Origin of the sequence: Sediminicoccus rosea, assembly GCF_033547095.1 — a bacterium.
GTDB classification, from domain to species: domain Bacteria; phylum Pseudomonadota; class Alphaproteobacteria; order Acetobacterales; family Acetobacteraceae; genus Roseococcus; species Roseococcus rosea.
Window position 1 is genome coordinate 445,751 of sequence record NZ_CP137852.1, and the last position, 23,401, is coordinate 469,151.

28 protein-coding genes are annotated in these 23,401 nt (G+C 70.8%); 13 read left to right on the forward strand and 15 right to left on the reverse strand.

The window, feature by feature from the left end:
- Position 1: 1 nt before the first annotated feature.
- From R9Z33_RS02120 to R9Z33_RS02140, 5 genes are read left to right on the forward strand one after another with little or no spacing between them, the layout of a single operon-like run.
- A complete protein-coding gene (locus R9Z33_RS02120) occupies positions 2–490 on the forward strand; it encodes a chemotaxis protein CheW (protein WP_404830642.1) in 489 nt (162 codons plus the stop codon).
- An 11-nt stretch (positions 491–501) separates the two neighbouring features.
- Positions 502–876, forward strand: a complete 375-nt coding sequence (locus R9Z33_RS02125; RefSeq protein WP_318649658.1) for a response regulator — start codon at positions 502–504, stop codon at positions 874–876.
- Positions 873–1,961, forward strand: coding sequence for a chemotaxis-specific protein-glutamate methyltransferase CheB (gene cheB, locus R9Z33_RS02130; RefSeq protein ID WP_318649659.1), 1,089 nt, complete (start codon positions 873–875; stop codon positions 1,959–1,961). Before R9Z33_RS02125 ends, cheB begins: the two co-directional genes overlap by 4 nt.
- Positions 1,958–2,803 (forward strand): CheR family methyltransferase, encoded by an 846-nt coding sequence (locus R9Z33_RS02135; protein ID WP_318649660.1) that lies wholly within the window; start codon positions 1,958–1,960, stop codon positions 2,801–2,803. Before cheB ends, R9Z33_RS02135 begins: the two co-directional genes overlap by 4 nt.
- A 47-nt stretch (positions 2,804–2,850) precedes the next feature.
- The gene (locus R9Z33_RS02140) at positions 2,851–4,191 is read left to right on the forward strand and encodes an LLM class flavin-dependent oxidoreductase (RefSeq protein WP_318649661.1); all 1,341 of its coding nucleotides are present in this window, start codon (positions 2,851–2,853) and stop codon (positions 4,189–4,191) included.
- A gap of 128 nt (positions 4,192–4,319) precedes the next feature.
- Here the strand turns inward: R9Z33_RS02140 and R9Z33_RS02145 are convergent, their stop codons facing one another.
- The 3 genes from R9Z33_RS02145 to R9Z33_RS02155 form a co-directional block, all read right to left on the reverse strand.
- Positions 4,320–5,174 carry a LysR family transcriptional regulator gene (locus R9Z33_RS02145; RefSeq protein ID WP_318649662.1) on the reverse strand — a complete coding sequence of 285 codons (855 nt, stop codon included), beginning with the start codon at positions 5,172–5,174 and terminating at the stop codon, positions 4,320–4,322.
- A 135-nt stretch (positions 5,175–5,309) separates the two neighbouring features.
- Positions 5,310–6,032 (reverse strand): DUF2076 domain-containing protein, encoded by a 723-nt coding sequence (locus R9Z33_RS02150; RefSeq protein WP_318649663.1) that lies wholly within the window; start codon positions 6,030–6,032, stop codon positions 5,310–5,312.
- Positions 6,033–6,128: 96 nt separating this feature from the next.
- On the reverse strand, positions 6,129–6,545 hold the full coding sequence (locus tag R9Z33_RS02155) for a CoA-binding protein (protein WP_318649664.1): 417 nt from the start codon (positions 6,543–6,545) through the stop codon (positions 6,129–6,131).
- Between the two features lie 55 nt (positions 6,546–6,600).
- Between R9Z33_RS02155 and R9Z33_RS02160 the strand changes: the two genes are divergently transcribed.
- Positions 6,601–7,419 (forward strand): S49 family peptidase, encoded by an 819-nt coding sequence (locus R9Z33_RS02160; RefSeq protein ID WP_318649665.1) that lies wholly within the window; start codon positions 6,601–6,603, stop codon positions 7,417–7,419.
- A 3-nt stretch (positions 7,420–7,422) separates the two neighbouring features.
- Here the strand turns inward: R9Z33_RS02160 and R9Z33_RS02165 are convergent, their stop codons facing one another.
- The 5 genes from R9Z33_RS02165 to R9Z33_RS02185 all read right to left on the reverse strand — a co-directional run bounded on the left by R9Z33_RS02165 (position 7,423) and on the right by R9Z33_RS02185 (position 11,567).
- Positions 7,423–8,010, reverse strand: a complete 588-nt coding sequence (locus R9Z33_RS02165) for a c-type cytochrome (protein WP_318649666.1) — start codon at positions 8,008–8,010, stop codon at positions 7,423–7,425.
- Positions 8,007–9,233, reverse strand: a complete 1,227-nt coding sequence (locus tag R9Z33_RS02170; RefSeq protein WP_318649667.1) for a PQQ-dependent sugar dehydrogenase — start codon at positions 9,231–9,233, stop codon at positions 8,007–8,009. Before R9Z33_RS02170 ends, R9Z33_RS02165 begins: the two co-directional genes overlap by 4 nt.
- Positions 9,234–9,324: 91 nt before the next feature.
- On the reverse strand, positions 9,325–9,999 hold the full coding sequence (locus R9Z33_RS02175) for an amino acid ABC transporter permease (RefSeq protein ID WP_318649669.1): 675 nt from the start codon (positions 9,997–9,999) through the stop codon (positions 9,325–9,327).
- 4 nt (positions 10,000–10,003) lie between these two features.
- Positions 10,004–10,684, reverse strand: a complete 681-nt coding sequence (locus R9Z33_RS02180; RefSeq protein ID WP_318649670.1) for an amino acid ABC transporter permease — start codon at positions 10,682–10,684, stop codon at positions 10,004–10,006.
- Between the two features lie 31 nt (positions 10,685–10,715).
- Complete coding sequence (locus R9Z33_RS02185; protein WP_318649671.1) at positions 10,716–11,567, reverse strand: transporter substrate-binding domain-containing protein; 852 nt, start codon at positions 11,565–11,567, stop codon at positions 10,716–10,718.
- A 159-nt stretch (positions 11,568–11,726) separates the two neighbouring features.
- Here R9Z33_RS02185 and R9Z33_RS02190 point away from each other — a divergent pair, with 159 nt between their 5' ends.
- Complete coding sequence (locus R9Z33_RS02190) at positions 11,727–11,930, forward strand: hypothetical protein (protein WP_318649673.1); 204 nt, start codon at positions 11,727–11,729, stop codon at positions 11,928–11,930.
- A gap of 16 nt (positions 11,931–11,946) precedes the next feature.
- On the opposite strand, the gene mtnA is transcribed toward R9Z33_RS02190, so the two are convergent.
- The 3 genes from mtnA to R9Z33_RS02205 all read right to left on the reverse strand — a co-directional run bounded on the left by mtnA (position 11,947) and on the right by R9Z33_RS02205 (position 14,077).
- Positions 11,947–13,026 (reverse strand): S-methyl-5-thioribose-1-phosphate isomerase, encoded by a 1,080-nt coding sequence (mtnA, locus tag R9Z33_RS02195; RefSeq protein WP_318649674.1) that lies wholly within the window; start codon positions 13,024–13,026, stop codon positions 11,947–11,949.
- A gap of 148 nt (positions 13,027–13,174) precedes the next feature.
- Positions 13,175–13,645, reverse strand: a complete 471-nt coding sequence (locus R9Z33_RS02200) for a UPF0262 family protein (protein WP_404830644.1) — start codon at positions 13,643–13,645, stop codon at positions 13,175–13,177.
- A 6-nt stretch (positions 13,646–13,651) separates the two neighbouring features.
- Positions 13,652–14,077 carry a DUF983 domain-containing protein gene (locus R9Z33_RS02205; RefSeq protein ID WP_318649675.1) on the reverse strand — a complete coding sequence of 142 codons (426 nt, stop codon included), beginning with the start codon at positions 14,075–14,077 and terminating at the stop codon, positions 13,652–13,654.
- 69 nt (positions 14,078–14,146) lie between these two features.
- Between R9Z33_RS02205 and R9Z33_RS02210 the strand changes: the two genes are divergently transcribed.
- The 3 genes from R9Z33_RS02210 to R9Z33_RS02220 are packed head-to-tail and all read left to right on the forward strand — an operon-like array spanning position 14,147 to position 16,153.
- Complete coding sequence (locus tag R9Z33_RS02210) at positions 14,147–14,818, forward strand: aspartate/glutamate racemase family protein (protein ID WP_318649676.1); 672 nt, start codon at positions 14,147–14,149, stop codon at positions 14,816–14,818.
- Positions 14,815–15,213, forward strand: coding sequence for a ketosteroid isomerase-related protein (locus R9Z33_RS02215; protein WP_318649677.1), 399 nt, complete (start codon positions 14,815–14,817; stop codon positions 15,211–15,213). The genes R9Z33_RS02210 and R9Z33_RS02215 overlap by 4 nt, the downstream gene beginning before the upstream one ends.
- Before the next feature lie 7 nt (positions 15,214–15,220).
- A complete protein-coding gene (locus R9Z33_RS02220) occupies positions 15,221–16,153 on the forward strand; it encodes an alpha/beta fold hydrolase (RefSeq protein ID WP_318649678.1) in 933 nt (310 codons plus the stop codon).
- A gap of 9 nt (positions 16,154–16,162) precedes the next feature.
- On the opposite strand, the gene R9Z33_RS02225 is transcribed toward R9Z33_RS02220, so the two are convergent.
- The 3 genes from R9Z33_RS02225 to R9Z33_RS02235 all read right to left on the reverse strand — a co-directional run bounded on the left by R9Z33_RS02225 (position 16,163) and on the right by R9Z33_RS02235 (position 19,325).
- Positions 16,163–16,564: a hypothetical protein gene (locus R9Z33_RS02225; RefSeq protein WP_318649679.1), complete on the reverse strand. Its 402-nt coding sequence runs from the start codon at positions 16,562–16,564 to the stop codon at positions 16,163–16,165.
- A gap of 137 nt (positions 16,565–16,701) precedes the next feature.
- On the reverse strand, positions 16,702–17,889 hold the full coding sequence (locus R9Z33_RS02230; protein ID WP_318649680.1) for an FAD-binding protein: 1,188 nt from the start codon (positions 17,887–17,889) through the stop codon (positions 16,702–16,704).
- Entirely contained in the window at positions 17,886–19,325 is a 1,440-nt protein-coding gene (locus R9Z33_RS02235) for an FAD-linked oxidase C-terminal domain-containing protein (protein ID WP_318649681.1), read from the reverse strand. Before R9Z33_RS02235 ends, R9Z33_RS02230 begins: the two co-directional genes overlap by 4 nt.
- Positions 19,326–19,431: 106 nt before the next feature.
- On the opposite strand from R9Z33_RS02235, the gene R9Z33_RS02240 reads away from it, so the two are divergent.
- From R9Z33_RS02240 to R9Z33_RS02250, 3 genes are all read left to right on the forward strand, one after another.
- The gene (locus tag R9Z33_RS02240) at positions 19,432–20,256 is read left to right on the forward strand and encodes a phosphate/phosphite/phosphonate ABC transporter substrate-binding protein (protein WP_318649682.1); all 825 of its coding nucleotides are present in this window, start codon (positions 19,432–19,434) and stop codon (positions 20,254–20,256) included.
- A gap of 65 nt (positions 20,257–20,321) precedes the next feature.
- Entirely contained in the window at positions 20,322–21,365 is a 1,044-nt protein-coding gene (locus R9Z33_RS02245; RefSeq protein WP_318649683.1) for an amino acid ABC transporter substrate-binding protein, read from the forward strand.
- Positions 21,366–21,515: 150 nt separating this feature from the next.
- Positions 21,516–22,499, forward strand: a complete 984-nt coding sequence (locus tag R9Z33_RS02250; RefSeq protein ID WP_318649684.1) for an amino acid ABC transporter substrate-binding protein — start codon at positions 21,516–21,518, stop codon at positions 22,497–22,499.
- A 113-nt stretch (positions 22,500–22,612) separates the two neighbouring features.
- Here R9Z33_RS02250 and R9Z33_RS02255 read toward each other — a convergent pair whose 3' ends face one another.
- Entirely contained in the window at positions 22,613–23,374 is a 762-nt protein-coding gene (locus R9Z33_RS02255) for a maleate cis-trans isomerase family protein (protein ID WP_318649685.1), read from the reverse strand.
- Positions 23,375–23,401: the final 27 nt, after the last annotated feature.

Here is a 23,401-nt window from a genome sequence, read left to right on the forward strand (position 1 = left end):
CATGCAGACCGCCCCCACCACACCGGCCGAGCCGCGGATGCCCGCCGCCTCGAACGGCCCTGAAGCCGCCAGCATGATGCTGACCCTCACCGTCGCGGGGCAGCCCTGCGCCGTCCCCGTGCTTGCCGTGCGCGATGTGCTGGGCGTGCAGGCCATCACCCGCATCCCGCTCGCCCCGCGCGAGGTGGCGGGCAGCCTGAACCTGCGCGGCCGCATCGTGACGGCGGTGGACCTGCGCGGGCGCCTCGGCCTGCCGCCGCGCGCGCCGGGCGAGGTGGCGATGTCCGTCGTCGTCGAGGTCGGCGGGGAGCTCTACTCGCTGCTGGCCGACCAGGTGGGCGAGGTGCTGACGCTGAACCCGGAGGAGCGCGCGCCCAATCCGCCGACGCTGGACCCCTCCTGGAAGGAATTCTCGCTGGGCGTGCATCGCCAGGATGATCACCTGCTCGTGCTGCTCGATGTTGACCAGTTGCTGGCGCTTGGCGCCTGAGGGAGCTTGCCATGAGCGGCGAATGCCTGGTGGTGGATGACAGCGCCGTCGTGCGCAAGGTCGCGCGGCGCATCCTGGAGCGATACGGCTTCACCGTGCGCGAGGCGGCGGACGGGCAGCAGGCGCTCGACGCCTGCCGCGCCGCGATGCCGCGCGCCGTCCTGCTCGACCGCAACATGCCGGTGATGGACGGCATCGGCTTCCTGCGCGCGCTGCGCGCCGAATTCGGGCCGGATGACCCGGTGGTGGTGATGTGCACCACCGAGGCTGGCACCGAGAAGATCCTCGAGGGTCTGGAGGCCGGGGCGCACGAATACGTGATGAAGCCCTTCGACGAGGAGATCCTGCGCGACAAGCTGGTGCAGGCCGGGCTGCTCGCCGAATGAGCCACACGGCCCCGAGCCCATCCGCGGCCGGCAAGCTGCGCGTGATGCTCTGCGACGACAGCGCCACCGTGCGCTCCGCGCTGGCGCGCGTGCTGGAGGCCGATCCCGCCATCGCCGTGGTGGCGCGGGTGGGGGATGGCGCGCAGGCGCTGGCCACGCTGGATGCGGCCCCGCCGGGCGAGCGCGCCCAGGTCGTCCTGCTCGACCTCGAGATGCCGGTGATGGACGGGATGACGGCGCTGCCGCTCATCCTCCGGCGTGAGCCGCGGCCCATCGTCATCGTCGCCAGCGCGCTGACGCAGAAGGGCGCCAGCGCCACGATGGATGCGATGCGGGCCGGCGCCTCGGACTACATCCCGAAGCCGGGTGCTGCGGGGGGCGGCCTGGCCGATCCGAATTTCCGCGCCGAGCTGCTGGCGAAGGTGAAGGGCTGGGCGCGGCTGCGCCAGCCCGCCGCGCGCGCGCCGCAGGCCGCGATGCGCCCCGCGCCCACCCGCGCGGGCGACCCGCCCAAGGTCGTTTGCATCGGCAGTTCGACCGGCGGGCCGCAGGCGCTGGCCGCGCTGGTGCGCCGACTGCCGCGGCGCATCGCCCTGCCGATGGTGATCGTGCAGCACATGCCGGCCGGCTTCACCGCGATGCTGGCCAAGCACCTGGACGCGCTGGGCGGCCCGCCCGTCTCCGAGGCGCGGCAGGGGGATGTGCTGGAGCCCGGGCGCATCTACCTGGCCCCGGGGGACCATCATCTGCTGGCGCGCGCCGAGGGCGGCCGCGCCATTCTCCACCTCTCCGACACACCGCCCGAGAATTTCTGCCGCCCGGCGGTGGACCCCACCCTGCGCAGCCTGATCGCCCTGCATGGCCGCGCCGTGCAGGCCGTGATCCTGACCGGGATGGGGCATGACGGCCTCGCCGGCTGCCGCGCCCTGGCCCAGGCTGGCGGCACCGTCTGGGCGCAGGATGAAGCCTCCTCCGTCGTTTGGGGCATGCCGGGCGCCGTCACGCGCGCCGGCCTGGCCACGGCGCAGGGAACCCCCGAATCGCTGGGCGACGCCCTGGCCCGAATCTGCGGAGCGCGCTCATGACCCCTTCCACTTTCGCCTTCCTCACCGAGATCGTGAAGACGCGCTCGGGCGGCATCATCGGCCCCGACCAGGGCTACATGCTGGAGACGCGGCTCGCCCCGCTGCTCAAGCGCGAATCCCTGGCCGATCTCGACGCGCTGGCCGCCCGCCTCAAGGCCCCGCGCGCGGATGCGCTGGCGCAGGAGATGACCGAGCTGCTCACCACGAATGAGAGCAGCTTCTTCCGCGACACCCGCCCCTTCGAGCATCTGCGCGCGCTTTTGCCGGAGATGCACAAGGCGCGCCCGGCCGGCCAGCCGCTGCGCATCTGGTCCGCCGCCTGCTCGACCGGGCAGGAGGCCTATTCCATCGCGATCATCCTGGCCGAGCTCGGCGAGGCCGATGCCTCCTTCAAGGCGCGGCGCGTGGAGATCCTGGGCACCGACATCACCACCGCCGTGCTGGCGCGGGCGCGGGCCGGGGTCTTCTCCCAATTCGAGGTGCAGCGCGGCATGCCCATCCGCACGCTGATGAAGCGCTTCGTCCAGGAGGATACGCGCTGGCGCATCCGCCCCGAGGTCGCCGCGCCCTGCCGCTTCGAGAATTTCAACCTGCTGGGTGATCCCCGGCGCCTCGGCCGGTTCGACGTGGTGTTCTGCCGCAATGTGCTGATCTATTTCGACGTGCCGACCAAGGCGCGGGTGCTGGGCGGCATCGCGCAGATCCTCGCCCCCGACGGCGCGCTCTATCTCGGCGCGGCCGAGACGGCGATGGGCGTGACCCAGGCGCTGGTGCCCAAGCCTGGCGAGCGCGGCGTCTATGGCCTGGCCGGAAGCGCGGAGCCTGCGCGCCTGCGCGCCTGAGCACTGGCCCGGTTGCCGGGGCGGAGGGCGGGCCGCACAATCGCGGCATGCCGCAAGAGATTCGCCTCAACGCCTTCGACATGGCCTGCGTGGGCCACATCCAGCACGGGATGTGGACCCACCCGCGCGACACCAGCGCGAACTACAACACGCTGGAACACTGGCTCGGCCTCGCGCGCCTGCTGGAACGCGGCCTGTTCGACGGGCTGTTCCTCGCCGATGTGCTGGGCGTCTATGACGTGCTGGATGGCAGCCCGGATGCGGCGCTGCGCGGCGCGGTGCAGGTGCCGCTGCTCGATCCCGCGATGATCGTGCCGGCCATGGCGGCGGTCACCTCCCAGCTCGGCTTCGGGATCACCGCCAACCTCTCCTACGAGACGCCCTACCTGTTCGCGCGGCGAATGACCACGCTGGATCACCTGACCAACGGGCGCATCGGCTGGAACATCGTCACCGGCTACCTCGACAGCGCCGCGCGCGCGATGGGGCTCGGCCGGCAGATGGCGCATGACGACCGCTACGACATGGCCGATGAATACATGGAGGTGGTCTATCGCCTCTGGGAGGAAAGCTGGGCCGATGACGCGGTGCGGCGCGACGCGGCGGCGGGCGTGTTCACCGACCCCTCCCGCGTGCGGCGCATCCGGCATGAGGGCAAGCAGTTCCGGCTGGATGCGGCGCATCTCTGCGAGCCCTCGCCCCAGCGCACACCGGTTCTGTATCAGGCGGGCGCCTCCTCGCGCGGAATGGTGTTCGCCGCAAAGCACGCGGAATGCGTCTTCCTCAATGGCGGGCCGGCGCCCGACGTGGCCAAGCAGGTGGCCGCACTCCGCGCCTTGGCTGCGCCGCGCCCGATCCGCGTCTTCGTCGGCGCCACGCTGGTGATGGGCCGCACGCGCGCGGAAGCGGAGGAGAAGCTCGCCGAATACCGCCGTCACTCCAGCGTGGAGGGCGCGCTGGCGCATGCCGCCGCCTCGCTCGGCATTGATTTCGGTCGCTACGGGATGGACGAGCCGATCGAGGCCGGGCCCGGCAATGCGATCCAGTCCAATGTCGCGGCGATGAAGCGCGCCACCGGGCCGCGCTTCACCAAGCGCGGGCTGATCGACCAGTTCATCCTTGGCAGTCGGCAGAAGCCGATGGTGGGCAGCGTGCAGGAGATCGCCGACCGGCTGGTGGCCTATGTCGAGGAGACGGGGGTGGATGGCTTCAATCTCTCGCGCACCGTCTTTCCGGAATGCCTGGTGGAGGTGGTGGACCAGCTCGTGCCCGCGCTGCAGGAGCGCGGTGCCTACAAGACCGCCTATGCGCCCGGCACCTACCGCGAAAAGCTCTTCGGCGCCGCGCGCCTCACGGATCCGCATCCAGCCGCGCTGGCGCGCGGGTGAGTTTTTGACGTCCTCTGACGCCGGGCGCGCTCCGCGCGCTGGGCTTCGCCGCGCGGCTGTCGTGTCGGGTTGTGCGCGCGGTTGGGCGGCGCTGGCCGCGTTGCGGCCGGATCATTTGGGGTGGACGGTCAGAGGCCGGCGCCGTCGCAGAGCGACTGGATGAGGAAATCCGCCAGGTAATGCGGCCCCGCCGGATTGGGCGCGGAGAACAGGCACATCTCGGCGGTGCCGAGCGGCGGCAATTCGGCCAGTTCCACCAGCCCCTCCGGCAATCCCGCACGGCCCATCACGGTCAGCGCGAAGCCGGCCTGCGCTGCCGCCGCGATCCCCATCAGGCTGGGCGAGGTATAGACCACCTCGGCCGCGATGCCGGCCCGCGCCAGCGCGGTCAGCGCGCGGTCGCGGAACATGCAGCCCTGCGGCAGCATCGCCAGCGGCAACGGCCGTTCCCGCGCCAGCGCGAAATCGGGTGCCGCGACCCAGACCACCGCCTCGGTGAAGATCACGCGGCCCTCGGTCTCGCCATCGCGGCGCTTGCCCAGCACCAGGTCCAGCTCCTCCCGCGCGAGCGCTGCGCGGAGTTCATGGCTGCGGCCCACCTCCACCTCGATCCGCAGTTCGGGCCAGGTGCGGGCGAAGCTCGCCAGCGCGGGCGCCAGGTGGCGCGGCACGAAATGATCCGCCACGCCCAGGCGAAGCCGGCCCGCGATCGGCGGCGCGACGAAGCGGCGCACCGCCTCCTCGTTCAAGGCCAGCATGCGGCGCGCATAGGTGAGCAGCGTCTCGCCCTCGCGCGTGAGGGAGACCTGTTTCGCGCCGCGCGTGAAGACCGGCTTGCCCAGCAGCTCTTCCAGTCGCTTCACCTTCAGGCTGATGGCGGATTGCGTGAGGCCGAGCACCTGGCCCGCCGCGGTGAAGCCGCCGCGCTCGGCGACGGTGACAAAGCCGCGCAGCAGGTCGAGGTCGAGATCGGGGACGCGCATGCGCCCTTATCGGCCGGACAGGGCGCAAAAAAAAGGGCGGCCGGAGCCGCCCTTTCCTGGAGGTTCAGCAGGCCAGGACCCGCCGAACGCTTGAAACCATCCGGCCGCCATGCGGCCGGCGCGCGAGGGCGTCGATCAAACGTCCTCGTCGTAGCCGCCGCCGGCATCGTCGTAGCTGCCGGCCGCGTCGTCATAGCCGCCGCCATTGTCGTAGCCGCCGCCCGAGGCGTCATTGCCGCCCCAGCCGGAATTGGCCGCCGCCGCGCCCGGATCGGTCCAGGCGGAGGAGGTGGGGACCGCTTCCTGGCCGAAGGCGCCGCCACCGGTGGCCGCCGCGGCCGAGCCGCCGCCCGAGAAGGCGTTCATCAGCATGTTGCCCAGCACCATGCCGCCGGCCACGCCGGCCGCCGTCATCATCGCGGTGCCCAGGAAGCCCGGGCCCTGGCGCTGCGGCAGCATGCCGCCCGGGGGCTGCATGGGCTGCGGGCGGGGCGGCATGGGCGCGGGGCGCGAGCCGCCGAAGCCCAGGAAGCCGCGGTTGTTCGCCGCCTGCGCCTGGCGCGTCGCATTCTCCAGCTCCCACTCCAGCTCCTGGATGCGGTTCTGCGCCTGGACCAGAGCGTGCTCCTGCACGAAGGCGGTCTGCGTCAGGCGGAAGCGCGCTTCCGGATACTTCTGGAAGAGCTCGGCGATGTAGGCATCCGCGGCGGGCTCGATCGGCGGCAGGTTCGCGGCCGGCTGCGCGCCCGTCTGCGGCACGCGGCCGCCCCAGGGGCTGCTGGAGGTCTGGGCGGCCTGCTGGACGCCGGCCACGCGCATCACATAATCGCCGATGATCCGGCGTTCTTCGTCAGTCATGGGGTCCTTCCCTTCAAAAAGGGGCGATTCGGGCCGCCCTGAATGGCAAGGGAAATGGCCCGGCGCCAGCGGCATTTCAAGAAGTTTAGCAAACCGTCATGCGGTGGAAATGCGATCGGGCAGGCGGGCCGGCCCCCATTCGATGACGGGGCAGCGGTCCATCACCACCGCCACCCCCTTCGCGCGGGCGCGGGCGGCGGCGGCCTCATCCACCACGCCCAGCTGCAGCCAGACGGCGCGGGCGCCCAGTTCCACCGCCTCGTCCATCACCGCCCCCGCCTCCTCGCTGCGGCGGAACACATCCACCAGGTCGAGCGGGCCGGCCTCGGCGAGGCGCGCCACGACGCGCTGGCCGTGGATCTCCTGCCCCGCCAGGCCGGGATTGACCGGCGTCACCGCATAGCCGCGGTCGAGCAGGAAGCGCATGACGCGGAAGGAGGCGCGGTCGGGCTTGAGGGAGGCGCCGACCAGCGCGATCCGGCGGGTGGAGAGCAGCAATTCGCGGATGTCCATGCGCGACATATGGGGATGGGCTTGTGCCGGTGCAGCGGGGGCGCACCTATGGGGCATGTGGAATCCCTTCGCCCCCCGCCCCCCCGTCGTCGCGCTTGTGCGGCTGGAGGGGCTGATCGCCGCCCGCACCGGCCCCTTCGGCGGGCTGAACGCCGCGGGCATCGAACCCATCCTGGCCCGCGCCTTCGGGCTGAAGCGGCTGGCCGCCGTGTTCCTGGCGATCAATTCGCCCGGCGGCTCACCCGTGCAGTCCTCGCTCATTGCCGGGCGCATCCGGCATTGGGCGGCAGAGAAGAAGGTGCCCGTCATTGCCTTCTGCGAGGATGCGGCGGCCTCGGGCGGCTATTGGATCGCCTGCGCGGCGGATGAGATCCATGCAGACCCCGCCTCCATCCTCGGCTCCATCGGCGTGATCTCCTCGGGCTTCGGCTTTCCGGAGGCGATCCAACGCCTGGGCGTGGAGCGTCGCATCCGCACCGCCGGCACCGACAAGTCGAGCAACGACCCCTTCCGCCCGCAATCGCCGGAGGAATTGGCGCGGCTGGATGGCCTGCTGGCCGGGCTGCATGTCGAGTTCAAGGACTGGGTGCGCGCGCGGCGCGGCGATCGCCTCAAGGCGAGCGAGGAGGAGCTGTTCAACGGCCGCTACTGGATCGGCCGCCGCGCGCTGGAACTTGGCCTCTGCGACGGGCTCACGACGCCGGAGGCCGAGGCCCGGCGCCGCTTCGGCGAGAAGGTGCGCATCATCCCGGTGGGCGCCCGCAAGCGGCGCTTCCCGATGAGCCTGCTGCCCGGGAGCCTGCTGCCGGGCGCCGGGGCCGCGCTCGTCCAGGTGATGGAGGAACGCGCGGCCTGGGCACGGATCGGGCTGTAGTCCTTAATCCCGATGCGACAGGTAATGCGCGAGCGCGATCAGATCCGCGTCTGACAGGCCCTGGACCGCGCCGTTCATCTGCGTGTCCGGCCCGGCGCGCAGCCCGTCGCGATACTGCGTCAGGGCGTGCAGCAGGTAGTCCTCCCGCTGCGCCGCGACGCGCGGGATCTGCGCGCGGCCGCCATAGTCGGAGACATGGCAGGTGGCGCAATGGCGCGGCCCGCTCAGCGCCTGGCCGGCGGCGAAGAGCGCGCGGTCGAGCGGGCGCCGGTCATCCGGCGGGCCCGGCGGCAGCGTGGCGAAATAGGCGGCGATGTCCTGGATGTCCTGGTCCGACTTGCCGGCGGCGAAGGGCTGCATGGCGGGCACGTTCCGCAGCCCCTCCCGCAGCAGGATCATCTGGATGGTGATGAAGTCGGCCGGCTGGCCGGCCAGCGAGGGAATGTCCGGCAACTGGCTGCGGCCATTGGCGCCGTGGCACTGGGCGCAGGGCGCGACGAGTTCGGCGCCGCGCCTGGCATCCTGGGCCAGCGCGGAGCCGGAGGTCGCGGCGGCCAACAGGGCCGCCGCCAAGGTCAGTCGAAGGCTCATCGGCGATAGGTGATGCGGTAGATCGCGCCCATCTGCTCGCCGGAGACCAGCATCGAACCATCGCGCAGCACATGCACCTCGGCCGGGCGGTCGGCGAAGCGCTGGTTCGCGTCGTCGCGGAAGCCGGTCAGGAACTCCTCCACGCGGGTCACGTTGCCCTGGGCGTCCAGATGGGCGACCACGACGTCATAGCCGCTGAGGCGCGAGCGGTTCCAGGAACCGCGGCGGGCGATGAAGATCTGGTTGCGATACTGCTCCGGGAACATGGTGCCGGTGTAGAAGCGCATGCCGAGCACGGCGGTGTGCGGGCCGAGCAGCGCGGCCGGCTGCGAGAATTCGCTGCAGGCGCGGCCGCGGTTGTACTGCGGGTCCGCCCAGGTGCCGAGGCAGTAGGGGAAGCCGAAATCCTCGCCGGCGCGGCGCACGCGCAGCAGCGAATCCTGCGGGTTGTCATCGCCCACCCAGTCGCGGCCATGGTTGGTGGCCCAGAGTTCGCGCGTCGTCGGGTGATGCGCGAAGCCCACCGAGTTGCGCACGCCGCGCGCCTCGATGCGGCGGTCACTGCCATCGGGGCGGAAGGAGACGAGGAGCGCGAACTTGTCGCGGTCCGTGTCGCACACGTTGCAGTTCACGCCGACGTTCGTATAGATCCGGCCATCGGGGCCGAGCGAGGCGTATTTCCAGTGGTGGTTGCCGCCATGCTCCTGCTCGGTCGGCAGGGCGAAGGCGGCGGTCAGGTCCACCGGCGCCGGCGGGTTGTCCAGGTTCGCCTCGACATTGTCATAGCGCAGCACGCGGTTGACGGCGAAGATGTAGAGGCTGTTGCCGATCATCACGAGGCCGTTCGGCTGGGCCAGGCCCTGGGCGAAGATGCGCGTGCGCGTCGTGCCGTCCGGGTTGCGCGTGATGGCATAGACGCGGCCGATGGCGCGCGTGCCGGCGAAGAGCGTGCCGCCCGGCGCTTCCGCGATGGCGCGCACGCCCGGGATGCCATGGGCGAAGACCTCGGCCTGGAAGCCCTGGGGCAGGCGGATCGAGGAGACCGGCACCTGGTCCAGCGGCGTCACCGTCAGGCGCGCCGCGTGCGGTGCGAGCGTCGAGCCCTCAGGGCGGCCAACGGCCCAGCCGGGCACGGGGGCCGGCGTGGCGGCGGGGGCCTGGGCGAAGGCGGGACCTGCCATCAGCAGCGCGGCCATGCCGAGCAAATTGCGTCGGATTGTCATTGGATGTTCTCCCTGCTCCCGGTTCGGGCGCCCTGTTGCGAGCGTTGCCAGGGCAGGGAAGGACGAAATCCGGTTGCTTGCAAGTCCTTGGTTACGCCCGCCGCGCGAGTTGCTTGTTCTCGAGCTTCGAGAGCAGCCGCACCACGGGCCAGAGCAGGATGAAATAGGCCACCGCCGCCGCCATGATCGGCGTCGCGTTGAAGGTGACGCTCTGCGCCTGGCGCGCCTGGAAGAGCAGCTCCGGCATCGCCACCACGGCGGCGATGGAGGTGAGCTTCACCACCTCCAGCGTGTTGGAGATGAGGTCGGGCAGCACGTTGCGCACCGCCTGCGGCAGCACGACGAGGCGCATGGTCTGCCAGCGGCTGAGGCCCATGGAGCGCGCGGCTTCCGACTGACCGGCCGGCACGCTGGCGATGCCGGCGCGCAGGATCTCGCCGTAATAGGCGCCGGTGTTGAGGAAGAAGCCGATGGCGACGGCGGCGAAGGCGCTGACTTCCAGCCCCGCGAAAGGCAGGCCGGCATAGACGAAGACCAGCAGCACCAGCGGCGGCAGCGCGCGGAACACATCCACCCAGGCCATGAGCGGCCAGCGCACCCAGCGGGTCTTCGCCGTGGAGAGGATGGCGAGGATCAAGCCACCCAGCAGGCCGAGCGGGACCACCACGGCCGAGAGCAGGAGCGTCTGCCCCAGCCCATCCAGCAGGATGGGCCAGGCTTCCATCAGGATCTGGATGTTGAAGAAGGCGTCGATGAAATCCTGCATGGCGTCAGCGCTTCGCCTTGTAGTGCTGCTCGACCCAACGGCCGGCGATCACCACGGGCAGGAAGAGGACGAGATAGGCGATGGCGCCGAGCGTGAGCGGCGTCGGGTTGAAGGAGAAGGACACGCCGGCCTGCGCCGCGCCGAGGATTTCCGGCACCGCCACGACGGAAGCCAGCGCCGTGCCCTTGGTGATGGCGATGGTGCGGTTCACCAGCGGCGGGATCACCATCCTGACCGCCTGCGGCAGGATGATGAGCGCGAAGGTGACGAGGAAGCCGAGCCCCAGGCTGCGCGACGCCTCCCATTGCCCGGTGGGGATGGCCGTGATGCCGGCCCAGAAGATCTCCTCCGCGAAGGCCATGAGCACGAGCGAGAGCGCGAGCCAGGCCGCGACGAAGCCGGACATGGAGACGCCCGCCGCCGGCAGCCCGAAATAGAGCAGCACGATGATGACGAGCGGCGGCAGCGCGCGGAACAGGTCCACCACGAAGATGATGAGCCAGTTCACGGGCCTGAGGCCCATGGCGCGGATCACCGCCAGCAGCAGCCCGACCAGCACGCCGGTCACGATGATGCAGCCCGCCAAGGCCAGCGTCAGCCATAACCCCTCGATGATCTTCGGGGTGTATTCGGCGGCGACGCGGGCGTTGAGGAAACTGTCGGCGAAGCGGTCCCATCCGCTCATGGGCGCAGCCCATGAGCGGTGACCGGCGGCATCAACCGCAACGCGGGTTCTGCGGCGTCGGGTCGTAGCCGGGCAGGCCGGGGGGGCCATAGCCCGGGAATTCGATCCGCTCCGCCTGGTCTGGCCCCGGCGCATTGCCGAACCAGCGCTCGCTGAGGCGGGCGATGGTGCCGTCACGCTTCATGCAAGTCAGCACGTCTTCCACCTGGTTGCGCAGCGCGCCGCTGTCCTGGCGGAAGGGCGTGCCCCAATGCAGGCGGGTGCCGGGCAGCACGAAATCCGCCACGTATTGCGGCGTGCGGCTGGCCGAGAAACGCACCACCGTGTTGCCTGAGAGATTCGCATAGGCGCGGCCCTGGATCACTGCCTGCACCGCATCGGGCTGGGTGTCGAAGGCGAGCAGGGTGAGGTTCAGGCGCTCGGCGTTGCGGGTCACCCACTGCTCATAGGGCGTGCCCTTGTTCACGCTGATGGTCTTTCCGCGCAGATCCTCTTCCGAGCGGATGGGCGGCGTGCCGCGGCGGATGCCGAATTGCAGTTCGGTCCAGAGATAGCCCTCGGTGAAGAGCAGGCTCGCCGCGCGCTCCGGCGTCACGGTCGTCGGCGCGCAGAGGAAATCATATCGCCCGGCATTCATCGCGGGGATGAGGCCGGAGAAGGAGGCGCTGTCGATCACGATTTCGCGCCCCATGCGGCGCGCCACCTCACGGAAGAGGTCGATCTGGAAGCCCTGCACGCCGCCTTGCAGCGAGGGGAAGGCGTGCGGCGCGAAGGTGCCGTCCACCGCGCAGCGCAGCGGCGGCTGGGCGGCCGGGGCCTGCGCGAAGGCAAGGCCGGGCAGGGCGGCGGCGAAGGCCGCGGCGGCAAGGAGAAGGCGACGCATGGGGGACCTCATCATTCCGAACAGGGAAGAAGCTTCCACCCGTTTTCGGCGTGACGCAACGTGCCCAGCGCCCAGGCAGGTCTGCCCTCAAATTGCCTCGCTTCGTCCCTTTTGCCGCCTGACCGCGCTGTCACAAGCTGCCTCCAGGAGATCATCGCCATGCAGCGCGTCGGGTTCAGCTTCGTCCTTTTCGGCCTCATCCTCATCCTGGCCGTCGTCGGCGTCCTGCTGACGGACGGGCTGGCGCCGGGCCGCGTGGCGCCGGGCTTCGCCGCGCTGGCGGCGGCGCTGGGCGGGCTGTGCCTGGTGCTCGGCCTCTACGGGCTGGAGCGCGGGCGCGACGTGACCCGCCACCTGGGCTGAGGGCCGCGCCTGGGGCTCAGGCCTTCTCGGGATACATCGCCAGCAGCGCGGCCTCATTCGCGGCGCAGCGGCCGCGCTCGGTGATGAGGCCGGTGACGAGCCGCGCGGGCGTCACGTCGAAGGCCGGGTTGGCGGCGGCGCTGCCGCCGGCCACCACGCGCACCGTCTCGATCCGCCCATCGGCGGTGCGGCCGGTCATCTCCGTGACTTCGGCGCCGCTGCGCTCCTCGATGGGGATTTCCGAGACACCGTCGCGCACGCGCATGTCGAGCGTGGAGTGCGGCAGCGCGACCCAGAAGGGCACGCCATTGTCATGCGCGGCGAGCGCCTTGAGGTAGGTGCCGATCTTGTTCGCGACATCGCCGGTGCGCGTCACGCGGTCGGTGCCGACGATGACGATGTCCACCTCGCCATGCTGCATGTAGTGGCCGCCGGCATTGTCGGCGATCACCGTGTGCTTCACGCCATGCGCGCCGAGTTCGAAGGCCGTCAGTGCCGCGCCCTGGTTGCGCGGCCGCGTCTCATCCACCCAGACATGCACGTCGAGCCCCGCATCATGCGCCATGTAGATGGGCGCGAGCGCCGTGCCCCAGTCCACGGTGGCGAGCCAGCCGGCGTTGCAGTGCGTGAGCACGTTCACGCGGCCCTTCCTCGCCGCGATCTCCTGGAGCAGGGGTAGGCCGTTCTCGCCGATGCGGCGGCAGGTCTCGGCATCGTCATCGGCGATGTGCGCGGCCTCGGCATAGGCGGCGGCGGCGCGCTGTCCGGCGGGCAGGTTGTGCAGGCGGGCGCGCTGGCGATCGAGCGCCCAGCGCAGGTTGATGGCGGTGGGGCGGGTTTCGTTCAGCGCCTCCAGCACCGGGTCGAGCGTCGCAGGGTCCTGACGCATCGCGAGGGCCACGCCATAGGCGGCGACGGCGCCGATCAGCGGCGCGCCGCGCACCTGCATGGAGCGGATGGCATGCGCGGCCTCCTGCCAGGTGGTGAGGCGGATCTGTTCCACCAGCCAGGGCAGCTTCGTCTGGTCGAAGATGCGGACGGACCACTGGTCCTGATCCAGCCAGACGGAACGGTAGGCGACACCATCGATCTTCATTGCTTCATGTCCTCAGACGCCGGGCGCGCGCTCCGCGCGCTGGGCTTCGCCGCGCGGAATCCGCGCCGGATGGAAAGGATGCCCGGGCGGCGCCGGACGCTTCGCGCCGGGATACCGGTGGCGCGTGGCGGAGCTCCGCAGCGCACCGCTAGACCCGCTGATGCAGGGCCGCGATCAGCGTGAACAACCGCCGCGCCGTCTCGAAATCCACCGCGATGCGGCCGTCCAGGCGGGTGGTGAGCAGTTCCGCCGCCTCGTTGTGCAGGCCGCGCCGGCCCATGTCGATCGCCTGGACGCGGGCGTCCATGGCGCCGGTGGTCACCGCTTCCTCATGGTTTTCCACCAGCATCAGGTAGTCCTTGATCAGCCGCCGGAAGGGGCCGAGGACGAGGATGATGGCGCGCAGCGGCGCGTCGTCCTTGTCGCGGATGTCCAGGATCAGCCGCCCCTCGCGCACCATCAGGTGCAGCGCGAAAGGGCCGGGGCCGAGGCCCACGGGGTCGAAGCGGTTGCCGCGCAGCAGGTCCTCGATGGCCTGGCGCCGGTCCGCCTCGGCATAGGCGGAGGGCGGCGGCGGCGCCTCGGGCAATTCGATGCGGATCAGGTGGCGGTCAGGCACGGATGGTCAGCCGGTGGTCTCGTTGCCGAAGCCGAAGCGGCTCATCAGCCCCACGGTGGCACCCTTCACCGGGCGCAGCAGCAAGGTGGTGGTGATGGCGAAGAGCGGAATCCAGACCGCCATCTGGATCCACATCTCCGGCGAATAGGCCTTCTCGATCCAGAGCACGGGCGGGATCAGCAGGTGACCCACCAGGAAGATGGTGAAATAGGGCGGCGCGTCATCGGCCCGCAGCTTGCCAAGTGGCGCGTGGCAGACCTCGCACTCCTTCGCGACGCGGAGATAGCCCTGGAACACATGCCCCTCGCCGCAGACCGGGCAGCGGTTGCGGGCGCCGCGCCAGAGCGAGACGCGCAGGGGCGGCAGCTCGGGGGCGGCTTCGGGCGCGGAGCGGTCCGGCTGCCAGAGGGTGGGGGGAGCGGTTTCGGGCATGTTGCACTGCACAAATGAACTGTTGCGCGCAGTGTGGCAAGAAAAACCGGTTCCTGCCATGCTGGTCGCATGCATGGCAGAATCCTCATCATCAATCCGAACTCCAGCCAGGCCTGCACGGCCGGCATCCGCGAGGCCGTGGCCCCCTTCGCCGGGCCCGGCCTGCCGCGCATCGAGGTGACGCAGCTGGATGAGGGCCCACCCGCCATCGTCACCTGGCGGGACTGGTTCGGCGTGGCCGAGCCGCTCTGCCGCCGCATCGAGGCCGAGCCGGCGGAGGCCTATGTCATCGGCTGCGTCAGCGATCCGGGTCTGGAGGCCGCGCGCGGCGTGACCGGCAAGCCGGTGGTGGGCATGTTCCGCTCGGCCGTCGCGGCCGCGCTGACGCGGGCCGAGCGCTTCGGCATCATCGGCTTCACGGAGAAGTCCCTGCCGCGCCAGCGCCGCGCCCTGCAATCCATGGGCGTCGAGGGCAACATGGCCGGCTGGATCCCGCTGAACCTGCCCATGCATGTGCTGACCGACCCCATCGCCCCCCAGGCGCGCATCGCCCAGGCGGCGCGGCAACTGGCCGACCAGGGGGCGGAGGTCATCGTCCTGGGCTGCGCCGGCATGGCCGGCCATGTGGGCGTGACCATGGAAGCCAGCGGCCTGCCGGTGGTGGAACCCTGCCAGGCGGGGGCCGCGGCCGCGTTGCTCGCCGTGGTGGGGGCGCGCATGCCGGCATTGCTCTCCGCGTGAGCGCCGATCTGCTGCGGCGCTACTACGCCGCCTTCAACGCCGCCGACTGGGACGGCATGCTCGCCTGCCTGACCGAGGATGTCGCGCATGACGTGAACCAGGGCGGGCGCGAGACCGGCCGCCCGGCCTTCGCGGCCTTCCTGGCCCGCATGGAGCGCTGCTACCGCGAGCGGGTGGAGGATCTGGTCGTGATGGTCAGCGCCGATGGCACGCGCGGCGCGGCGGAATTCACCATCCACGGCACCTATCTGGTGGCGGATGAGGGCCTGCCCCCGGCGCAGGGCCAGCGCTATGTGCTGCCCGTCGGCGCCTTCTTCGAGATCCGGGAGGGGGCCATCGCGCGGGTCACGAACTACTACAACCTGCAGGATTGGCTGCGGCAGGTGGGCGGCTGAAGCCGGGATGTTCCGCCGCGTGATGGTCTATCTCCTCGCGGCGCTGCCGCTGCTGCTGGTCCTCGCCGTCTGGTGGCTCTACACGCCGGACAAGCCGCGCGCCGAGTTGGAGGCGCGCCATGCCGCGGCCCCCTCCCAATTCGTCGAGCTGGACGGGCTGCGCCTGCACCTGCGCGACACCGGGCCGCGCGATGCGCCGCCGGTCCTCTTCCTGCACGGCTTCGGTTCCTCCCTGCATACCTGGGAGGAGGTGGCGGCGGCGCTCGACCGCGATTTCCGCGTCATCCGGCTCGACCTGCCCGGCTTCGGCCTGACCGGGGCGGACCGCACGGGCGACTACAGCGATGCGCGCAGCCATGCCGTGATCCTCGCCCTGATGCAGCGGCTGGGGCTGGCGCGCGTGGCGCTGGTCGGGTCCTCCATGGGTGGGCGCATCGCCTGGAGCTTCGCCGCCGCGCATCCCGATCGCGTCACGCGCCTGGTGCTGATGGCGCCGGACGGCTTCGCCAGCCCGGGCATCGGCTACGACCAGCCGCCCCGCGTGCCGCTGCTGCTGCGCGTGCTGCCCTATACCCTGCCCGAGGGGATGCTGCGCGGCTCGCTCCGCCCCGCCTATGGCAATCCGGACGTGCTGACCGAGGCGCTGTTCGAGCGCTATCGCGACATGATGCTGGCCCCCGGCGTGCGCCAGGCGATTCTCGACCGGATGGGCCAGCATATGCTGCGCCCGCCCGAGCCGTTGCTGGCGCGTATCCCCGTGCCGGTGCTCCTGCTCTGGGGGGACCGGGATGCGATGGTGCCGGTCAGCAACGCGCAGGATTACCTGCGCGCCCTGCCCGATGCCCGGCTCGTGACGCTGCCAGGCATCGGCCATGTGCCGATGGAGGAGACCCCCGCCGAGGTGGCGCGGGTGCTGCGGGACTTCCTCAGCGCGCGCTGATTTCGCGGATCAGATCCGGAAATACGCCGTCATCACCAGCGCGAAGCCCACCAGCGCGGTGAACACCGGGATGAACAGGCTCGGCATCGGCTCGTCCGGATCGGCCAGCGCGACCAGGCCCGCCGCGCGGCCGCCGCCGGCGAAGCCGAGGCCGAGGCCCAGCACCGCCATGATGGCCGTGTTCAGGCGCGCATGCTCCGCGTCGAAGGCGAGCAGCCCATCGCGCGCGGCCTCGGCCGCGGCGAGCATGTCCACCGTCAGGAAGAGCTGGCCGAGCAGCCAGAGCGCGGAACCGGCGAAGACCAGCGGCAGGGCGATGCTCATGAAACCGCCCTGCTGGCCGGTGAGCCTGCGCGTCTCGGCCAGGACAAAGGAGGCGGCGAGAAGCCCGAGCGGAATCCAGATCGTCACGCTATTCTCCGAGTGGTGAAGTCGGATGTTGGTCACCACACCGGGAGGCATTTGGCAAGCGCGGAGTTGGCAAGGTTTTGGCAACTCCGCCCGTGGCAGCCCATCTGTGGCAGCCCGCCCGTCGCAGCCGCCCCGGCTCAGGCGCGCATGCGGCCCGGATTGAGCAGGCCGCGCGGGTCCAGCGTCGCCTTCACCCGCCGCGCGATGGCGGCAAGCGGCGGCGCCTCCTCGGGCAGAACGGGGACGGTGGCGGCGAGCGAAGCCGGGGCGCGGAACAGGGTGAAGCTGCCGCGCGCGCCGGCGGCCGCCTGCATCACCGCGCCATGCGCGCGCTCGGTCGCCGGGCCCGCCACCCAGATCAATCCGCCGCCCCAGTCGAGCAGCAGCTTCGCGTCGAAGGCGGCGCGCAGCGCGATGACGGCGCGCGGCGCGGCTGAGGGGGCGACGGAAAGGCGCCAGATCGCCTCCTCCGGCGCGGCACCCAGCGGCTCGGCGTCGCGCACGGCGCGCCAGAGCGCGTGGGAGGCGTCGGTGTCGAGCAGGGTGGCCTCACCCAGCGCCGCCAGCTCGTCCCGCAGCTTGCCCATGCGGTAGGTGACGCTCTCGCGGAAATCCTCGATGCGGGCGAGGGCGACGAGGCCCGAGAGGCCCATGGGCGCGTGGCCCTCCATCAGCAGCGCGGCGCCGCTCACGCCATAGGGCGAGCCGAGCGCGGCGCTCAGCGCCGCGACCCCGCGCGCGACGTCGGGCACGCGGATGGCGAGCGTGCCGGTGGCCTCGGCGCGGGGCAGCACCTTCAGCGTCACCTCGGTCAGCACGCCGAGCGTTCCATGCGCGCCGGTCAGCAGCTTGCAGAGATCAAGCCCCGTCACGTTCTTCAGGACGCGCCCGCCGGAGCGGAACACCTCGCCCTCGCCGGTTACGGCGCGGATGCCCAGCACATGGTCGCGCATGGCGCCCCACATGATGCGGCGGGGCCCCGAAAGGTTGGTGGAGACCATGCCGCCCAGCGTCGCCGCCTCGCTGGCGCCGAAGAGGGCGGCGAGGTCGGGCGGTTCGGCGATGATCTGCTGGTTGTTCTCGGCCAGCGCGGCCTCGATCTCGGGGATGGGCGTGCCGGCGCGGGCGCGGATCATCAGCTCGGTCGGGCGGTAGAGCACGATGCCGGTGAGGTTGCGGGTGGACAGCGTGCGGGCGGCCTGGACCGGCCGCAGCATGGCGCGCTTGGTGCCGCGGCCCTCGATGCCCAGCGGCTCGCGCGCGGCATGCGCGCGTGCGATCTCGGCGGCCAGCGCCTCCTCAGTGGCGGGAGCGGTGGCGCTCATGCCGCGATCTTCGGATTGTCGGTGAGCGGGAAGACCTTGGCGGTGTTCAGCAGCCAGTCGGCGTCGAAGGCGGTCTTGATGGCGCGCTGCAGGTCCAGCTCGCGCGTGGTGAACTGCGCCGTCATCAGGTCGCGCTTCTCGACGCCTACGCCGTGCTCGCCGGTCAGGCAGCCGCCGACCTCGACGCAGAGCTTGAGGATGTCGGCGCCGAATTCCTCGGCCTTGCGGAAGCTCGACGGGTCATTCGCATCGAACATGATGAGCGGGTGCAGGTTTCCGTCGCCCGCGTGGAACACATTCGCCACGCCCAGGCCGTATTGCACGCTCATCTCGCCGATGCGCTTGAGCACATGCGGCAGCTCGCCGGTCGGGATGGTGCCGTCCATGCAGAGATAATCGGGGCTGATGCGGCCCACCGCGCCGAAGGCGCCCTTGCGCCCTTTCCAGATGGCGAGCGACTGCTCGGCGCTTTCGGCGAGCTTCATGCTGATCGGCTTGAAGCGCGCGCAGATGTCGCGGATCTTGCCGAGCAGCATGTCCTGCTCCTCGGTGCTGCCTTCCACCTCGATGATGAGCATGGCCTCGGCATCCAGCGGATAGCCGGCATGGGCGAAGGCCTCGCAGGCATGGATGCAGGGCTTGTCCATGAATTCCAGCGCGACGGGGATGATGCCCGAGCCGATGATGGCATCCACCGCCGCCCCCGCGACCTCCACGGAATCAAACGCCGCCAGCATGGCGCGCGCGCCCTCCGGCCCGCGCAGGATGCGCACCGTCACGTCCGTCACCATGCCGAGCTGCCCCTCGCTGCCGGTGATGAGGCCGAGCCAGTCATAGCCCGCGGCATCCAGGTGATTGCCGCCGATCTCCAGCACCTCGCCCTCGATGGTCACGAAGGTGACGCCCAGCAGATTGTTCGCCGTCACGCCGTATTTCAGGCAATGCGCGCCGCCGCTGTTCATCATCACATTGCCGCCGATCATGCAGGCGAGCTGGGAGGAGGGGTCGGGCGCGTAGAAGAAGCCATCGCCCTCCACCGCCTTGGTGATGCCGATATTGGTCACGCCCGCCTCGACCACGGCGTAGCGGTCCTCGAGGTTGATCTCCTTGATGCGGTTCATCCGCATCAGCCCCACCACCACCGCATCCGAGAGCGGCAAGGCCCCACCCGAGAGAGATGTGCCCGCCCCGCGCGGCACCACGCGGATGCCGTTCGCATGGCAATAGCGCAGCACCTGCGCGACCTCCTGCGTCGTGCGCGGCAGGACGACGGCGAGGGGCATCTGCCGGTAAGCGGCCAGTCCGTCCGTCTCATAGGGCTTCATGCGGATCTCCTCGCCGATCACCGCATCGGCGGGGAGCAGGCGGCGGAGGTCGGCCAGGATCGTCTCGCGCCGGGCGAGGATCTCGGGCTTGGGGGCAGGAAGGCTGATCATGGGGCGCTGTCCGCGGGTGTCTCTGGCCCGCAACATGTCGTCGGGGGGGCTTTCCCGCAAGCGGTGGGCCGCCCATGCTTTCGGCCCCTCTCGCCCGGAGCCCCGCATGCAAGCCTGGCGCGCCAGCCTGCCCATGTACAACCTGCCCGAGATGCGGGCGGAGAACGCCGCCTTCTGGGCCGCGCTTTACGTCGAGCTGGGGGCCGAACTGGGCCCCGAGGGCATGACCCACCTGCCCGAGGAACTCACCTTCGACCGGCCGCCCGTGCCCGGCGCCATCGAGGCGGAAAACCTCTTCACCCAGGTCTGCGGCTATCCCTTGCAGACCATCTTCCGCGGCCAGGCCCGGCTGCTGGGCGTGCCGACCTACATGGTGGAGCATTGCGCGCCCGGGCGGCATGCGGCGGTCTTCATCGTGCGCGCCGATGCGCCGTATCGCGCGCTGGCCGATCTGCGCGGGGCGAAGTTCGTCTTCAACAGCCCGCATTCCAATTCGGGCATGAACCTGCCGCGCCTGGCGCTGGCCCGCTTCGGCGCCCGCGCGCCCTTCTTCGGCTCCATCACCGAGACGCACAGCCACCCCGCCAATGTGGAGCGCGTGGCGAAGGGCGAGGCGGATGCGACCTGCGTGGACAATGTCACCTACGCCTTCATGCTGCGGCACCGGCCCTGGGTGGCGGAGCGGACGCGCATCCTGGCGCCGACGCCGAGCACGCCCGCCATCCCCTTCGTCACCGCCATCACCACGCCCGAGCCGATCGTCGCCGCGCTCCAGGCCGCGCTGGGCCGCGTGGCGCGTGATCCGCGCTGGGCGGTGGCGCGGGCGGGGCTGATGCTGGCCGATATCCTGCCGCCCGAGGGGACCGACTACCCCGAGCAGCTCCGCTTCGTGGAAGAGGCCGCGGCGCTGGGCTACCCCGAGTTTCGCTGAGCCGCTTGTTCCTTGACCGTAATGGCGGCCGGGCGCAGCCTTCCTGCAACACAGGAGGAAGACCCATGCCCCGATTCCCTTGGCGCGCCCCCTTGCTGGCGCTCGCCGGCCTTGCGCTGTCCTTCGCGGCGTCGGCGCAGCCGGCCGCCCCCGCCTCCAACACGCTGGATCAGGTGCGCGCGCGGGGCACGCTGGCCTGCGGCGTGAACGCCAATACCCCTGGCTTCACCACGGTGGACAGCCGGGGCGAGTTCCGCGGGATGGTGGCCGATCTCTGCCGGGGCCTGGCCGCCGCCATCTTCGGCGACGCGACCAAGGTGCGCTTCGTGCCGCTCTCCTTCGCCACGCGTTTCACGGCACTCGGCGCGGGCGAGGTGGACCTGCTCTTCCTCACCAGCACGCAGACCGTGCTGCGTGACACGACCCTCGGCCTGCGCTTCGTGCATCCCTACTTCTATGACGGCCATGGCTTCATGGTGCGGCGCGACGCCAATGTGACCGAGGCGCGCGGCCTGGCCGGCGCCACCATCTGCCTGCAGCCGGGCACGACGAACGAGCAGATCACGGCCGAGTATTTCCGCAGCCAGAACCTTGCCTTCCGGCCCGTGCTCTTCGAGCAGAACGAGCAGGTGCGGGCCGCTCTCGCCGCCGGGCGCTGCGACGCCTTCGGCTTCGACGCCTCGGGCCTCGCCGCCATGCGCTCCTCCCTGCCCGACCCCAATGCCTGGGTCATCCTGCCGCAACTCTTCTCGAAGGAGCCCTATTCCGCCGTGATCCGGCGCGGCGACGAGGGCTGGTTCGAGCTGCTGCGCTGGTACACCTTCGCGCTCTTCGAGGCGGAGGAGGCCGGCGTCACCGCCGCCAATGCGGATCAGATGCGCCGCACCACGCAGGATGCGAATCTGCGCCGCCTGCTGGGCGCCCTGCCGGAGGTGGGCCAGGCGCTGCGGGTGGATCCCGCCTGGGCGCTGAACGCCATCAAGGCCATCGGCAATTACGGCGAGCTCTATGCGCGCCACCTGGGCCCCGCCACGCCCCTCGCCATGCCGCGTGGCAGCAATGAACTCTGGACGCGCGGCGGGTTGCACTACGCGCCGCCGTTTCGCTGAAAAGGGGAATTACAATGCGGTCACGCCGACATCAGATCGGTTGACTCGCATGGCGATCCCGCCCGACCATCCCACTCAGAAAATCAAGGTTGAGGCAGGCAAAGCATGAAGTGGGATCGGTCCATCCGAGCCGCGCTGGCGGCAGCATGTGTGGCATTCTTCGGAACGGCGGCACAGGCCGGTCCGACGCTCGATCAGGTCCGCGCACGCGGCACCCTGGTCTGCGGCATCCACACCGGCGTCGCGGGCTTCGCGCTGCCCGACAGCCGCGGCACCTGGCAGGGCCTCGACGTGGATCTCTGCCGCGGCCTCGCGGTCGCCATCTTCAACGACGTGTCGAAGGTGCGCTTCGTCCCGCTCTCCTCCTCCACGCGCTTCACCGCGCTGGGCTCGGGCGAGATCGACGTGCTGTTCCGCACCTCGACGCAGACCATGCTGCGCGACACCACGCTCGGCCTGCGCCACGTCACCACCTATTTCTATGACGGCCACGGCTTCCTGGTCCGCAACAGCCTCGGCGTGCGCCAGGTGCGCGAGATGAACGGCGCCACCATCTGCCTCATCCAGGGCACGACGAACGAGCAGGTCACGGCCGACTACTTCCGCAGCGTGAACGTGCCCTTCCGCCCCGTGGTCTTCGAGCGCACCGACCAGGCGGCCGCCGCCCTGCAGGCCGGCCGCTGCGACAGCTTCGGCTCCGACGCCTCGCAGCTCGCCGCCGTGCGCTCCACCATGCAGAACCCGCGCGAATGGACCGTCCTGCCCGAGCGCTTCAGCAAGGAGCCCTACGGCGCCTATGTCCGCCGCGGCGATGACGACTGGTTCGAGCTGGTCCGCTGGTACACCACCGCCATCATCGAGGCGGAGGAGCAGGGCGTCACCGCCGCCAATGCCGAGCAGATGCGCCGCACCAGCACCAACCCCAACACGCGCCGCCTGCTGGGTGTCACGCCGGAGCTGGGGCAGTCCTTGAAGCTCGATCCGCTCTGGGCCTACAATGTGATCCGCGCCATCGGCAACTACGGTGAGCTGTATGAGCGCACGATGGGAGAGAATACGCCCGTGGCATTGCCGCGAGGCCCGAACAACCTCTGGACCAATGGCGGGCTGATGTACCCCCTGCCGATGCGGTGACCAGGGTGACGAGATAAGGTCCGGCCCCGACACAGGGCTGGATCATTCGCGGCGAAAGCCGGGACTGAGCCCCCTTCGGCCGCAAGGTCGGGGGGGTTTTTCGTTGGCCAGGCCTAGACGGTGAAGAGGCGGCCGTGCTGCGGCATGGCATCGCCGATGCCGCAGGCCCTGAGCGCGCGCCAATAGCTCACCGGGTTGCTGGCCAGCACCGGCTTGCCGATCTCGCGTTCGGCCAGGCGGGCCACGCCGGCGAAGGGCAGCCCGGTGCCGACCTGGATGATCACCTCCACCTCCGGCCCGTTCAGCTCCGTGACGGCGGCGCGCAGCCGCTCCAGCGGGACGCGCCCGATCGAGGCCGGGCTGGGGGCGCGCAGGCCGATGAGCCGCACCACCTCATGCCCCGCCTCCTCGAAGATGCGGCGGGCCGCGGCATCGCCGATCGGCAGGAAGGGCGTCAGCAGCCCGATCCGCAGCTTGCGGCCGAACAGCGCGTCCAGCGCCAGGCGGATCGCCGAGGTGTAGTCGGTGACGCCGCAGCCAAGCCGCTCGCCCACCTCGCGCACCAGGGCCTCGCCCGCGCCACCTCCGCCCACGAAATTCTCGACCATGACCCCGAGGATCACATGGTCCGGCCGGCAGGGGGCGAGCGTGTCCACCGCGCCCATCAGGCCGCCCACCATGGCCGCGCGCACGGCCAGCGTATCGGCATCGGCGGCGACGCGCTGCTCCGGGTTGGCGATGCGGGCATGGGCGTTGATCACGCCCTCCGGCCGCAGGTCATCCATCTCGGCCTGCACGGCGGTGTTGGTGGCGGGGGCCACCACGCCCATCAGGCAGCGGTGGCCGAGCGTGTCGCGCGGGTTGATCTCATCCATGCGGCCCAGATTGTGGTCAACCGCGGT